Raw genomic sequence first — 14,592 nt, 5'->3', positions numbered from 1 at the left:
ATAAATATGTCAAATTTACAGCTATTGATATTATTTATGTAAATTGATACAGCAGCCAATAAACTAAACATAGCACATTTAAGAGCAAATAAAACTGCATTAAAGGTTTAATCTTTTGCTCAAGTTTTAGATCTTTTCGTTTCCAACATAAATAGGCATTTTGCATTAAAATCAGTGGCACCAATACACAGGCTATCATGACCGTTAAGCCAATAAAAATTTGATACATCAATGCAGGATCATGCGGCTGCGCTTGAATAATAAACATCGCGATTGTGGGTGCCCCACCCATAGCAAACAACAGCGAATAAAAAATGGTGCTGGCAATATTACGCTGCATTGGTTAAATCTTCCTGATTTTTTATTTTCCTTGATTGTAACAAGCTGAATTTTTAGGTCACTGCCACTTTAGTCTTGGCAAAGTCGGACGATTGAGGCATAAAAAAACCCATCCGAAGATGGGCTTTTTTTAATACCAAGCTTTACGCATCAAATGGATGACGCAATACAATGGTTTCCTCACGGTCAGGACCTGTTGAAATGATGTCAATTGGACATTCAATCAATTGCTCAAGACGCTTGATATAGTTGATTGCTGCTTGTGGCAGCTGATCAAGTGATTTAGCACCAAAAGTCGACTCAGACCAACCTGGCATGGTTTCGTAGATCGGTTTTAAAGTTTCAAATGCAAGTGCATCAGAAGAACCTACGCAACCTGAATCTGCAGCTTCGTAACCCACACAGATTTTGATTTCTTCTAAACCATCAAGTACATCAAGTTTAGTTAAGCAAATACCAGACAATGAGTTCACTTCTACAGAACGACGTAGAATCTCAGCATCAAACCAACCACAACGACGTTGACGACCTGTAGAGGCACCAAACTCGTTACCTACTGTACCTAAGTGTTTACCAATCGCATCACCTACATCGTTGGCAGCATCGTAAACAAGTTCAGTTGGGAATGGACCTGCACCTACACGCGTTGTGTAGGCTTTGGTAATACCCAATACATAGTCAAGGTGTAATGGACCAAGACCAGAACCTGAGCTTACGCCACCCGCTGTTGTATTTGAAGAAGTCACGTACGGGTATGTACCGTGGTCAACGTCAAGAAGTGAACCTTGCGCACCTTCAAACATGATGTTGTCACCAGCTTTACGGTATTTATGCAATTCGCCAGTGACATCAATTACAAGTGGTGCAACCACTTCACGCCATTGGTCGCAAAGTGCAAGTACGTCTTCTAATTTAACTGCTTCTACGCCGTAGAATTGAGTTAATTGGAAGTTATGGTATTCAAGTAGCTCAGTTAACTGTGCTTTAAGATGTTCACCACCACGTACAAGGTCAGCGACACGAATCGCACGACGTGCAACTTTGTCTTCGTAAGCTGGGCCAATACCACGACCTGTTGTACCAATTTTTGCGTTACCACGTTTGATTTCACGCGCTTGATCCAGTGCGATGTGGTTTGGCAAAATTAAAGGACAGTTTGGAGAAATACGTAAACGTTCTTTAACCGGTACGCCTTCTTTTTCAAGAATGTCCATCTCTTTGATCAGTGCTTCTGGAGATAGAACAACACCGTTACCAATTAAGCACAATACGTTTTCACGTAAAATACCAGATGGAATGAGGTGTAATACAGTTTTCTTACCACCAACTACAAGTGTGTGACCTGCGTTGTGTCCGCCTTGGTAACGAACAACCGCTGCCGCTTGATCTGTGAGCAGGTCAACGATTTTACCTTTACCTTCGTCGCCCCATTGGGTACCAAGTACCACAACATTCTTGCCCATAATAGCCTCATTGCATCATGCTTAAAATAAAAAAACTATTGCCAGCGCATAAACTGGCAATAACCGATTTAGATAGGTTGAACCTGCCACTGACCCTCTGCAAGCACCAATTGATGCGTTGCAGCAGCAACAGATGATAGATCATCATCACCTAATAGTTGGATTACACTTAGACCCTGTGCGCGGCTATTCTCGATCGCGTTTAACAAAGCTGCGTCAGTGCCTTTAGGTGCAACTACAACTGAAACTTGTTTAAATTGGCTTGCGCTTAAGGCATATAGGTCACATGAGAAACCTGTAGCAGGGCGCGCACGACCAAAGTGTTCGCCAATCCCATCATAACGACCGCCTTGTGCTAATGGTGCTGCACGATTTGGTGCATATACCGCGTACATCAGACCGGTATGGTAATGATAAGAACGTAATTCCACCACATCAATGCCAATATGTAACTCAGGCCAGCGCGCTTGAATGGCCGCCTTGGTTGAATGTAGGGCATCAAATGCTTGTTTAAATGCAGCATCTGCAACAATTTCAGCACTTAAATGTGCTTTTAATTGTTCTAAATCACTGGCATAACGGCCAAGGGCATAAAAGTCCTGACCAAAGTTTAAATCTTGAGTAAATTCAGCCAATTCAGGCAATGCTTTACGCTGATACAAATCCGATAAGCGACGTTCAGTGGCTTTGTTTAAGCCCGCATGTTTCACTAGACTACGGAATAAGCCAACATGACCTAAATCAAGATGGATACCTTGTGCGAAATCTGCTTTTTTCAGCAAACCCAACATCACATCAATCATCTCAACATCAGCATCAATACTGTCTGAACCAAATAATTCTGCACCCAACTGTAATGGGGCACGTGTGGTATTAAACCCTTGAGGTTTCGTATGTAATACCGTTCCTGCATAGCAATAACGTGCCACACCATGTACAGGATGTACATGCGCATCGATACGTGCCACTTGTGGTGTCATATCGGCACGCACACCAAGTAAACGGCCAGATAACTGATCGATGACTTTAAAAGTGGCTAAGTCTAAATCTTGATTCGATTCTGAAAGAGAAGAGAGAGATTCGATGTATTCGATGAAAGGTGTGTACACCAACTGATAACCACGCGATGCGAGGAAATCTAATGCGTCACGGCGCAAAGTTTCGATTACTTGCGCCTGTTCGGGTAATACATCAGCTACACCATCAGGTAATAACCATGTCTCTGAAATGGGCATGTTGTAAACCTAAATTCTTGTCAGCGCGGAATAAATCCGCATAAAAAAATCGGGAGCACACCCGATTTCTCTTAGTCTAGCACGATAATTTAGCCCTTGCACAAGTCTTTTTTACAAATGACGTGCAAATAGGCACGAATTAAAGTCATGCATTTTTTTCACTGTTTTAAAAGGCCAGAGATGCGCTTAAGCATCAATTGCTAGCGATAGTTTCAATGTCCTGCATATACGCTAGTTTAAGCTTTAATTGTCCTCTTGAGGGATTTCTTCAACCAAGTCAGCACCTCTAGGTTTGCTCTCAGGGTAGATGACCTACTTGTGCTGTGCTTTGACCAATTGTGTCATTAAGGCCACCAACTGCGCTTGTTGCTGCTCCAGTTGCTGTACACGTAACAGCTGCTGGGTCTCGGCTTGCTGTTGTTGCTGCATTTTTTGAGTGATGTCTTGAATTAAAGCTAAGGTTTGCGATAAATGCTGTTCTAAATGTGCAGTTTTGGCACTTAAATGCTGGATTTGCTGTTGGGCAAGCTGCGCGCGCTTAAAAATCAGCCCTATGCCTAAGATGCTAAGCAGCACACAAACACTCAAAATAATGATCATGATTTAAGCCTCAAAAGATTGACATAAATCTAATAGACGGTTGGCATAGCCCCATTCATTGTCATACCATGCAAAGACTTTGGCTTGTTGCCCCACCACCATGGTTTGCCCCAAATCCACAATTAAAGAATAGGGTGAATGGTTAAAATCAGAGGACACTAAAGGTTCATCAGTGACTTGCATAATACAGGCATAATCGCCGTGCGCTGCTTGGCTCAACACCTGATTTAAACGCGCTACATCAATAGGCGATTGGGCAATAAAGTTTAAATCAATGGCGGCCACATTAATGGTCGGTACGCGAATTGAATAACCATCAATGCGCCCCTCCATTTTAGGCATGACTTGCTTTAGAGCACCTAAAGCACTCGATGTAGTGGGAATAATATTTTGTCCTGAGGCTCTAGCACGGCGTAAATCACGATGCGCATGATCCAATACTGACTGATCGGCAGTCACGGCATGAATTTCGGTCATTAAAGCGCTTTCAATCCCAAAGGCATCATCAATAATTTTAACCAGTGGCACTAAAGCTTGGGTGGTACACGACACGCTAGAAATAATTTGATCGCTTTTTTTCACCTCATGATGATTGACCCCATACACAATGGCAGCATCGACTGTATCAAATGGCGCTGCGCCAATGATTACGCGTTTGGCTCCGGCATAAATATGCTCTGTGGCCGCAGCACGCGAGCGGAATAAACCTGTGCATTCAAGTACCACGTCCACATTTAAACGACGCCATGGTAAATCTTGTGGCTGTTTATGCTGTAATACTTCAACCCGCAAAGTTTTTTGCGCGGCTTGAAGGGTTAAAAAAGTCCGTGCATTATGCTGTTCAATACTGACCTGCCCTTGGAATCGGCCATGGGTCGAATCGTATTTAAATAAATGCAGCAAAGTGTCTACATCTGCAACGTCGTTAATTGCCACCAAATCAAAAGCAAACTGCTGTGGATGTTCAAACCAAGCCCGTAAAACATTACGGCCAATGCGTCCAAACCCGTTAATGGCTACCCGTTGCATATGTATTCCTTTTAAATTCACGCCAAGCCAGTTTATGTTAATAGATTTTCAAAGCAACCGTGAGAGAAAATTTTGCGTTTAAATCTAATTTAGAGCTCAATATTTAGGCAAATTAGAATTTTATTCGAATTTATTCGAATAAAATTTGAGTAAATTGCAAAATAAATAAAAAAATCGCCCTTTTTTATTTACTTTATATGTTAAAACAAGTAAAAAATGGTCACAGCTAACGCAAAGACAATTTTAGACCTTTTGGTCAAAAGATATAGTTCTCTTGCCTGCCAAATTTGACTGGCTCTATGATGAGTATAAAAGTGCCTAACGGCTTTTGTACAACTTGATCTTGCAATTGTCAGGCAATCGACTTAAAAGCATTGGTGGATACGGGTTTTTTCGGTATAATTTGGCGTTTTTTAATCTTTAAGCCCCCGCATCGCAGCAAAGAAGAAACCTTCTTGTCAGACTGCCATGCTTTTGCCAAATCAGAAATTATGGAGTGACTTGGTTGTGAGTACTCGTTTTATGACATCAGCTGAAATTCGTGAAGCATATTTGCGCTTTTTTGAGACAAAAGGCCATACACGTGTCGCGTCGAGTTCTCTGGTACCCGCCAATGACCCAACGTTATTGTTCACCAACGCTGGTATGAACCAGTTTAAAGACTGCTTCTTGGGTCTTGAAAAACGTGATTATGTTCGTGCAACATCTTCACAAAAATGTGTCCGTGCAGGCGGTAAGCACAATGACTTAGATAACGTGGGTTATACTGCACGTCACCATACATTCTTCGAAATGTTAGGTAACTTCTCGTTTGGTGATTACTTCAAACAAGACGCGATCAAATTTGCGTGGGAATTCTTAACCTCAGAACAGTGGTTAGCCCTCCCTAAAGACAAACTCTATGCCACTGTTTACCATACCGATGATGAAGCATTTGAGATTTGGAACAAAGAAATTGGTCTAGATGCGTCTCGCATTATCCGTATTGGTGACAACAAAGGTGGTCAATACGCATCCGATAACTTCTGGGCTATGGGTGATACAGGTCCTTGTGGTCCTTGTTCTGAAATTTTCTTTGACCATGGCGACCACATTTGGGGCGGTCTACCAGGCACACCTGAAGAAGATGGCGACCGTTTCATCGAGATTTGGAACAACGTCTTCATGCAGTTTAACCGTACTGCAGATGGCGTGCTTCACCCTCTTCCAGCACCTTCTGTTGATACAGGTATGGGGCTCGAGCGTATTTCGGCAGTTTTACAACACGTGAATTCAAACTACGAAATCGACCTCTTCCAACACTTGCTTAAGTCAGCTGCGGAAATCATTGGTTTAGATACGGCTGAACTCGAAGCAAAAGCACAAGAAACTGGCAAACCAGTTGACTATCCTGCATCTTTAAAAGTGGTTGCGGATCATGCACGTTCATGTTCATTCTTGATCGCTGATGGCGTAAACCCGTCTAACGAAGGTCGTGGTTATGTGCTACGTCGTATCATCCGCCGTGCAGTACGTCATGGTAACAAATTGGGTGCGACAGGTTCATTCTTCCATAAAATGTTGCAGCCTTTAATTGAAGTAATGGGTGCTGCATATCCTGAACTTGCAGTGAATCAAGCGCGTATCGAAGCACAGCTACTGAAAGAAGAAGAGCAATTTGCGAAAACTTTAGAGCAAGGTTTGAAATTGCTTGAAGGCGAGCTTGCCAACTTAAAAGGTTCTGTGATTCCGGGTGAAGTGGTTTTCAAACTTTACGACACCTATGGCTTCCCAACTGACCTTACAGCTGACATCGCGCGTGAACGTGATTTAACCATTGACGAAGCTGGCTTTGAAACTGAAATGGCGGCTCAGCGTCAACGTGCGCGTGATGCAGGTAAATTTGCAATCGACTACAACAGCGTTGTCAAAGTTGAAGGCGAAACTCAATTTGACGGTTACGATGCTACTGCAGGTGAAGGTCAAATCATCGCAATCTATAAAGATGGCGAGCAAGTGGATGAAGTGGTTGAAGGCGATGAAGCGCTCATTGTTTTAAACCAAACGCCTTTCTATGCAGAAAGCGGTGGTCAAATTGGTGATACAGGACTCTTCAAAAACGAGACTGGTATTTTTGAAGTTCAAGACACCAAAAAATCTGGTGGTGCCTTCGTTCACCAAGGGATCGTGACGATGGGTAACTTAAAAGTTACTCAAAACGTAGAAGCAACTGTAAAAGCAGACATTCGCGCAGCAACTGCACGCAACCACTCTGCAACGCATCTTCTACATGCTGCGCTTCGTCAAATCTTGGGTTCACATGTACAACAAAAAGGTTCATTGGTTGCATCTGACGTGTTACGTTTCGACTTTGCCAATGATCAACCAGTGACATTTGAACAGCTGCAAGAAATTGAACGTCTGGTAAATGCTGAAGTCATTGCCAACACCCCTGTAACGACTGAGCTTCTTGACATCGAATCTGCGAAAGCAAAAGGCGCGATGATGTTGTTCGGTGAGAAATACGGTGACGAAGTACGCGTACTGTCTATGGGTTCAGTGATTGAAGAGAAAAACTTCTCGATTGAGCTTTGTGGTGGTATTCACGTAAAACGCACTGGTGACATCGGTCTGTTTAAGATCACCTCTGAAGGTGGTGTTGCAGCAGGTGTTCGTCGTATTGAAGCTGTGACAGGTACCAAAGCGATTGAAGTAGCTCAAAAAGTAGATCGTGACATCAACACCATTAATGGCTTATTAAAAGCACAAAAAGATCAAACAATTGAGAAAGTTGAAGCCTTAGCTGATACAGCATCAAGTTTACAAAAACACATCGAACAATTGAATCAAAAGTTAGCCAGCCTTCAAGCTGCTGAACTGCTTAGCCAAGTTCAAGAGATTGCAGGTCGTCAAACTTTAATTACCACTGTTGAAGGTATGGATGCTAAATCATTACGTACCCTACATGACGGTGTAAAATCAAAATTAGACAATGCAGTGATTGTACTTGCAGCAGTTGAAGGCGACAAAGTCAGTCTGTTGGCTTCTGTAGCAAAAGACTTCACTTCGTCTATTAAAGCAGGTGACATCATCAAACATCTGGCCACTGAGCTAGGTGGTAAAGGTGGTGGTAAACCTGACTTAGCACAAGGTGGCGCGCCACTAAACGAGAAGTTTGCTCCTGTGATGGCTGAATTAGCAGCTTGGTTGGCAGCAAAATAATACTTCACCTTTTGTGTAACTGACCCTAAGTTGCTTAGGGTCATGGTTTATATGGAACAACTATGGCATTAATCGTACAAAAATATGGCGGTACCTCTATGGGTACTCCAGAGCGCATTTTAAATGTTGCTCGTCGTGTAAAGCGCTGGCATGACCACGGCCACAAGGTTGTGGTTGTGGTATCAGCAATGAGTGGCGAAACCAATCGTCTACTTGCTTTAGCGAAAGCCATTACTGAGACCCCAGACCCACGTGAATTAGACCAAATGGTGTCTACGGGTGAACAGGTCACGATTTCCATGTTAGCAATGGCACTTAACTCGCTAGGTGTGAGCGCTAAATCATTGACTGGTCGTCAAGTGGGTATTCGTACCGATAGCGCATTTAACAAAGCGCGTATTGAATCGATTGATACTGACGTGATGACTTCGCATTTAGATGCAGGTCGTGTGATTGTTGTTGCGGGTTTCCAAGGTTTTGACGCCGAAGGTAACACAACAACCCTAGGTCGTGGTGGTTCAGATACTTCAGGTGTTGCTCTTGCTGCTGCACTCAAAGCAGACGAATGCCAAATCTATACCGATGTGGATGGTGTATATACCACTGACCCACGTGTTGCACCAAAGGCAAAAAAAGTCGATCGTATTTCATTTGAAGAAATGCTTGAAATGGCATCGCTGGGTTCAAAAGTCCTTCAAATTCGTTCTGTTGAATTTGCTGGTAAATACCAAGTACCTTTACGCGTACTTTCAAGCTTTGACAATGACAACGATGGCGCATTTGACGAAGAGTTTAAAAACAACGTCGGAACACTTATTACGACTGAATTGGAAGACAACATGGAACAACCAATTATCTCGGGTATCGCATTTAACCGTGACGAAGCGAAATTAACAATTCTAGGCGTGCCTGATGAGCCAGGTATTGCATCTAAAATTTTAAAACCAATTGGTGATGCCAATATCGAAGTCGATATGATCATCCAAAATGTAGAAGAAGATGGTACGACTGACTTTACCTTTACAGTTAATCGTGGCGAACTTGCAAAAGCCAAAGCTATTTTAGAGCAGACTGCTCAAAACATTGGCGCGCGTGAAGTTGCAACACGTGATGACATTGTAAAAGTGTCGATTGTTGGTGTAGGTATGCGTTCACACGCAGGCGTAGCCAGCAAAATGTTTACTGCCCTTGCAGATGAAGGCATTAATATTTTGATGATTTCAACTTCAGAGATCAAGATTTCTGTGATTATTGAAGAAAATTATCTTGAACTTGCAGTGCGTACTCTACACACTGCATTTGGCTTAGATCGTGAACACGGTGAGTCAAGCGTACGCGCTTAAAGCTTTAGCAGCTACGGGAAAATAAGCATATTTAACCTATAGTTGCGAAACGCTACAAAAAAACAGAGCCACTATATTTCCTTTTATAGTGGCTCTGTTATATTAGGAAACAAGGATTTTTTGTAAATCTGTATAAAATATATATTGCGTTATATGACATATAATGCGATACATCTTTTTAGATGAATACTTTTTCGTTTCAAGGTTGTGTTTTTTTTACTGGTTTTAAATCTTAAAAATCGCAGTTTATAGCATTTGGCAAGGAGATAAGCATGCTGATTCTGACCCGACGTGTCGGAGAAACTTTAATGATTGGGGACCAAGTCAGTGTGACTGTGCTTGGTGTTAAAGGCAACCAAGTTCGTATTGGTGTAAATGCCCCGAAAGAAGTGTCAGTGCATCGTGAAGAAATTTACCAACGCATTCAACATGAACGTGCTATGCATGAACATTTGCAGCACTTAGACCAGGATTATCAACCTTCTTTTGAAGAAGGTGATTTTTCGCAGAATAACTACAATCGTTAAGATCGGTGTTTTTCTCCTAAAGCGGCATTTATGCCGCTTTAAATTTTTTTAATGTTGCGCTAAAGCGAGAAGTGCTTTTTTGACTGGGCCAAAACTACGCCGATGCTCGGCAATCACCCCATGTTCAGCAATTGCAGCAAAATGTGCTTTGGTTGGATAGCCCTTATGCTTGGCAAAACCAAATTGTGGATATTGTGCATTAAGCGCTACCATCTGCCGATCACGGGTCACTTTCGCTAAAATACTGGCTGCTGAAATCTCAGCATGCAAAGCATCTCCACCCACTACAGCTTCACAGCTCATACTTAAGCCTTGCACCAGTTTATTTCCATCAATCAGCACATGTTCAGGTTGAATCTCTAAACCCTCAACTGCACGGCGCATGGCCAACAGCGAAGCTTGCAAAATATTCAGCTCATCAATTTCTTGCGCGCTACTTTCTGCAATGGCCCAAGCCAAGGCTTTTTCTTGAATCTCAACAAACAGTTGTTCACGTTTTTTCTCAGTGAGTTTTTTGGAGTCATTTAAACCCGCAATCGGTCGCTTGGGATCTAAAATAACAGCCGCTGCCACCACTGATCCAACCAATGGGCCACGGCCTGCTTCATCTGTACCTGCAATTAACATCTGTATCCACTTCTCTCCTGCTATTCAATAAAAAACGACCTAAAGCCGAGGCTCAAGGTCGCAGTATAAGCTAAAGGCTTAGCTTAGTTTTGAAGGGTTTCAACCACACATGCATTTAAAGTAGATGTTACTACTTTTGAAGCTAAGCTTGCTTGTTGCGTTTTGTCCATAGCAGCAATGATTAAATCTGTTGCTGTTACAGAAGTGGTCGCTTTTTCACCTACACATGAACATACTTCTGTTTGTAGTTCTTGTTTTTTGGCATCAGTTAATAGTTTAGAACCTGTTTTCCAATAGCTGTTATTTTCAAGTTCAGTCACGCATTTTGCTTGTACGCCTACTTTGACCGCGGCCATAGCCAATTGCTGTGCACCTACAGTCGTAGAGGTTGTACCAGTGGTTGACGTTGTATCTGTTGCTACACACGCAGTTAAAGCCAAAGCAAGCGGTGCTAATACAGCAACTAATTTTTTCACGAGCATTATCCTAAATAGTGATACAAGATGTATACGGCTATTGTGCCCAAATCTTGGCATATAAGAAATTGGCTAAAAAGCCAGATGGATAAAATACCAACAACTAGCGTTGCAAGGTAAGCAACGAAGCGTTGCAGAAGAATGGTTTGTCTCAGCGCTCAATTGGCTTAAACTTTAGGCAATGAGGATAAAAATGAGAGCAACATGCAGCAAAATCAATATTATACGCGTACAGCCCAGGTACTCCATTGGATTATGGCCATTATTTTTATTGCTGCCTGGTTGATTGGTTTTTATAGTGGTAATTTTTTAAGTTACGACGTAGATGGTAGTTTTAAAGGCGATGTGATTACTTTACATAAAAATATAGCTACAGTGATTATTTTCTTATTTGTAGTGCGGATTTTATGGCGTTATACCCACCCTGCACCCAAACTCCCCGATCATATGAGCCCGACGATGCAAAGAATGGCACATCTGGGTCATTTAGCCCTGTATTTTATGCTGATTGCGCTGCCCATTACAGGTTGCTTATTCAGTTGGAGCGCAGGTCATCCTGCACCCGTGTTATACCTGTTTGAACTTCCACGTTTATTAAATCAGAATCCTGAGATTCTTGGCATTGTAAAACCCCTGCATATTTATTTATCTTGGGCAGTGGCTGTGTTAATTGTGGGGCATATTGCTGCAGCGCTTAAGCATCATTTTATTGATCGCGATCATGTGTTGGACAGCATGACTAAACAACCCAAAGATTAATTCACTGCTGCCGAAATACAACCTTTCAAGCTATTCATAACAGCTTTACGTACCAACTTGTCTTTCTCAGCTTCATTGACCAAAGCCAGTGCAACCTCTTTCGCGCCCATATCATTCATAGCATTGTCACTAACACAGCCACAAATACTGTCTTGGTTACTTTGCTTTTGTTCGGCAGTCATTAGCCAACTGGCCGCTCGCCATATTTTGGATTCTTTGAGTTCTTGCTGACACTGATACGCAATCACAGGTTTAAGCACTTTTTGGGTCAGGCTAGGTGCGGCCCACCCTGAGGTGCTAAACCATAAGCTACTTAGTGCTAGAATAAATACTTTGATCATGATTTTAAAAACCTTAAAAGAAATCGGCAGCTAAAGCTGCCGGATTCATTAGAGTGCTTGGATTTGAGCAATCCAGTTTTGCTTTTGTTCGGCACTCATAAAAGATGCTTCAAATGAATTAATCGCCAGTTGCTTTAATTCATTGGTAGTTAAATCTAGTGCTTCAGTAATCGCAATAAAGTTATCATTCATATAACCACCAAAGTAAGATGGATCATCTGAATTCACAGTCACTTTTACGCCCTGTTGCAATAAACGACGAATATTATGCTCACGCATATCCTTGACCACACACAGCTTTAAGTTTGACAATGGACATACAGTCAGCGGCATTTTGTCGCGAATTAGACGCTGCATTAATACAGGATCTTCTTCTGAACGCACACCATGGTCAATACGATTGACTTTCAGCACATCTAACGCTTGCCAAACATACTCTGCTGGGCCTTCTTCACCGGCATGTGCCACAATTAAAAAGCCAGCTTCTCGCGCTTTGGCAAAGACACGTTCAAACTTTTCAGGCGGATGCCCAACTTCACTTGAATCGAGCCCTACACCAATAATCTGCTCTTTATAAGGTAAAGCTTGTTCTAGCGTTTCAAATGCCGCCTCTTCACTTAAATGACGTAAGAAACACATAATTAAGTGCGAGCTAATGCCAAGCTTGTCTTTGGCATCCTCACAGGCACGCTTTAAACCATTCAATACAGTTTCAAAAGCAATGCCACGCTCAGTGTGCGTTTGCGGGTCAAAGAACATTTCCGTGTGTACCACGTGATCTTTGGCACATTTTTCAAAGTATGCCCAAGCTAAATCATAGAAGTCTTGTTCATGAATTAAAACTTGTGCGCCTGCATAATAGATGTCTAAAAATGATTGTAAATTATGAAAATTATAGGCCTGACGGACTTCTTCAACCGATTGATATGGAATTTCAATCTGATTACGCTGCGCAATTGCAAACATGAGTTCAGGTTCAAAAGTACCTTCAATATGCACATGCAACTCGGCTTTAGGTAAAGCACGAATTAAATCTAACTGGGTCATGACATTTTCCTATTTTAGATATAAAAAAGGGTGCTGACCTTAGGCAAGCACCCTTCAGGTTGTCTAGATGGAATTAACCACCAAACAGCGCAAATTTAAGCGCCCAAAGTAATGCAATAATCCATACCATATATGGCACAGTTTTGGCCTTACCTGTGAGCAATTTAATTAAAGCATAGCTAATAAAGCCCATAGCAATACCATCTGCAATTGAATATGCATATGGCATAAAGATGATGGTTAAGAATGCAGGGACTGCTTCGGTAATATCATCCCAATCAATATGGGTAATGCCTTGAATCATCAATACACCAACAAACAGTAATGCAGGTGCAGTGGCATAACCTGGTACAGATTGTGCCAGTGGTGCTAAGAATAAGCACAGTAAGAACATAACCCCTACCACAACCGCAGTAAGGCCTGTACGACCACCGGCAGCCACACCTGCCGAAGATTCAATATAAGGTGTGGTTGATGAGGTACCTAAGGCTGCACCTGCCACAATTGCAGAAGAGTCAGCAAACAAGGCTTTTTTCAAGCGCGGTAATTTACCATCTTTGAGTAAGCCTGCACGATGTGACACACCCACTAAAGTCCCCGTTGAGTCAAATAAATCGACCAGGAAGAAAACGAAAATGACCCCAATTAAGCTGGCTGTAAATAGACCTTCAAAGTCCATTTGCATAAAAGTTGGTGCAAGTGATGGAATAGAGCCTACTACCCCTTGGAACTCGTTATATCCCAAAGCAGTTGCAATGGCTGTAATCGCTAAAATACTAATAATAATGGCGCCACGCACTTTAAAATGGTGCATTACCACCACCATCACAAAGCCCAATAATGCCAGTAATACAGAAGGTTGTTTTAAGTCACCTAAGCTCACTAAAGTGGCTGGATTATCGACAATAATGCCGGCATTTTTTAACGACACAAGCGCAAGGAATAGACCAATACCCCCACCGATCGCAAGTTTTAACGACATCGGAATGGCGTTGACAATTGCTTCACGGATTTTAAACATACTGATGGCAATAAATACCATCCCAGAGACAAAAACCGCAGCCAACGCTGTTTGCCATGGCACGCCCATGCCCATACACACCGAGTAGGTAAAGTAAGCGTTCAAGCCCATGCCGGGTGCTAATGCAATAGGATAATTTGCAATCAAGCCCATAACCATACAGCCAATGGCCGCGGCAAGACAAGTTGCAACAAAGACAGCCCCATGATCCATACCTGTTTCAGATAAAATCATTGGATTGACAATAATGATGTAACACATCGTTAAAAATGTGGTGATACCTGCTATTACTTCTGTACGAAAATTGGTTTTATTTTCGCTTAACTTAAACAGACGCTCTAGCATACTTGCGGAAGATGGATTAGGAGTCGTCATGACCTAGCCCCTATAAATAATTGATGCCTAATTGCGGTATTTAAAAAACCCACTTATGACACAAAAGGGAGATTTTGCAGCAGATTAAGCAATGGATATGCCAAATGTTCCATTTTAAAGGAGAAGTCATTTACCCTAGAATCAAACTTAAATAACAGATTTAAAATTGAAGCAGTGTAAATAAAAAAGCTGCATATCATTTATGCAGC

At 42.2% G+C, this 14,592-nt stretch carries 14 protein-coding genes; 4 read left to right on the top strand and 10 right to left on the bottom strand.

Annotated features, from left to right (window positions below):
- Positions 1 to 34: 34 nt before the first annotated feature.
- The 5 genes from AC5YCI_RS06450 to AC5YCI_RS06430 form a co-directional block, all read right to left on the bottom strand.
- Positions 35 to 340: a hypothetical protein gene (locus tag AC5YCI_RS06450; protein WP_496130433.1), complete on the bottom strand. Its 306-nt coding sequence runs from the start codon at positions 338 to 340 to the stop codon at positions 35 to 37.
- A gap of 142 nt (positions 341 to 482) precedes the next feature.
- The gene (locus AC5YCI_RS06445) at positions 483 to 1,802 is read right to left on the bottom strand and encodes an adenylosuccinate synthase (RefSeq protein ID WP_496130432.1); all 1,320 of its coding nucleotides are present in this window, start codon (positions 1,800 to 1,802) and stop codon (positions 483 to 485) included.
- 68 nt (positions 1,803 to 1,870) lie between these two features.
- Positions 1,871 to 3,037, bottom strand: a complete 1,167-nt coding sequence (locus tag AC5YCI_RS06440; RefSeq protein ID WP_496130431.1) for an ATP phosphoribosyltransferase regulatory subunit — start codon at positions 3,035 to 3,037, stop codon at positions 1,871 to 1,873.
- A 312-nt stretch (positions 3,038 to 3,349) separates the two neighbouring features.
- Positions 3,350 to 3,637: a hypothetical protein gene (locus AC5YCI_RS06435; protein ID WP_496130430.1), complete on the bottom strand. Its 288-nt coding sequence runs from the start codon at positions 3,635 to 3,637 to the stop codon at positions 3,350 to 3,352.
- A 3-nt stretch (positions 3,638 to 3,640) separates the two neighbouring features.
- Complete coding sequence (locus AC5YCI_RS06430; protein WP_496130429.1) at positions 3,641 to 4,666, bottom strand: type I glyceraldehyde-3-phosphate dehydrogenase; 1,026 nt, start codon at positions 4,664 to 4,666, stop codon at positions 3,641 to 3,643.
- A 507-nt stretch (positions 4,667 to 5,173) separates the two neighbouring features.
- Between AC5YCI_RS06430 and alaS the strand changes: the two genes are divergently transcribed.
- The 3 genes from alaS to csrA all read left to right on the top strand — a co-directional run bounded on the left by alaS (position 5,174) and on the right by csrA (position 9,737).
- Positions 5,174 to 7,867, top strand: a complete 2,694-nt coding sequence (alaS, locus tag AC5YCI_RS06425; protein ID WP_496130428.1) for an alanine--tRNA ligase — start codon at positions 5,174 to 5,176, stop codon at positions 7,865 to 7,867.
- 62 nt (positions 7,868 to 7,929) lie between these two features.
- Positions 7,930 to 9,210 (top strand): aspartate kinase, encoded by a 1,281-nt coding sequence (locus AC5YCI_RS06420; RefSeq protein WP_496130427.1) that lies wholly within the window; start codon positions 7,930 to 7,932, stop codon positions 9,208 to 9,210.
- A gap of 272 nt (positions 9,211 to 9,482) precedes the next feature.
- Positions 9,483 to 9,737 (top strand): carbon storage regulator CsrA, encoded by a 255-nt coding sequence (gene csrA / locus AC5YCI_RS06415; RefSeq protein ID WP_122901904.1) that lies wholly within the window; start codon positions 9,483 to 9,485, stop codon positions 9,735 to 9,737.
- 48 nt (positions 9,738 to 9,785) lie between these two features.
- Here the strand turns inward: csrA and rnhB are convergent, their stop codons facing one another.
- Positions 9,786 to 10,364 carry a ribonuclease HII gene (gene rnhB / locus AC5YCI_RS06410; RefSeq protein WP_496130426.1) on the bottom strand — a complete coding sequence of 193 codons (579 nt, stop codon included), beginning with the start codon at positions 10,362 to 10,364 and terminating at the stop codon, positions 9,786 to 9,788.
- Between the two features lie 83 nt (positions 10,365 to 10,447).
- Positions 10,448 to 10,846 (bottom strand): hypothetical protein, encoded by a 399-nt coding sequence (locus AC5YCI_RS06405; RefSeq protein WP_496130425.1) that lies wholly within the window; start codon positions 10,844 to 10,846, stop codon positions 10,448 to 10,450.
- Between the two features lie 198 nt (positions 10,847 to 11,044).
- On the opposite strand from AC5YCI_RS06405, the gene AC5YCI_RS06400 reads away from it, so the two are divergent.
- A complete protein-coding gene (locus tag AC5YCI_RS06400; RefSeq protein ID WP_496130424.1) occupies positions 11,045 to 11,599 on the top strand; it encodes a cytochrome b in 555 nt (184 codons plus the stop codon).
- On the opposite strand, the gene AC5YCI_RS06395 is transcribed toward AC5YCI_RS06400, so the two are convergent.
- The 3 genes from AC5YCI_RS06395 to AC5YCI_RS06385 form a co-directional block, all read right to left on the bottom strand.
- A complete protein-coding gene (locus AC5YCI_RS06395) occupies positions 11,596 to 11,940 on the bottom strand; it encodes a hypothetical protein (protein WP_496130423.1) in 345 nt (114 codons plus the stop codon). The two genes, AC5YCI_RS06400 and AC5YCI_RS06395, sit on opposite strands and share 4 nt — an antisense overlap.
- 48 nt (positions 11,941 to 11,988) lie before the next feature.
- Positions 11,989 to 12,987 (bottom strand): adenosine deaminase, encoded by a 999-nt coding sequence (locus AC5YCI_RS06390; RefSeq protein WP_496130422.1) that lies wholly within the window; start codon positions 12,985 to 12,987, stop codon positions 11,989 to 11,991.
- Between the two features lie 73 nt (positions 12,988 to 13,060).
- Positions 13,061 to 14,383: an NCS2 family permease gene (locus AC5YCI_RS06385; RefSeq protein WP_496130421.1), complete on the bottom strand. Its 1,323-nt coding sequence runs from the start codon at positions 14,381 to 14,383 to the stop codon at positions 13,061 to 13,063.
- Positions 14,384 to 14,592: the final 209 nt, after the last annotated feature.

This window comes from Acinetobacter sp. CY17, assembly GCF_059515825.1.
Note: the sequence above shows the minus strand (reverse complement) of the source record. Positions and strands in the feature narration are given on the sequence as shown.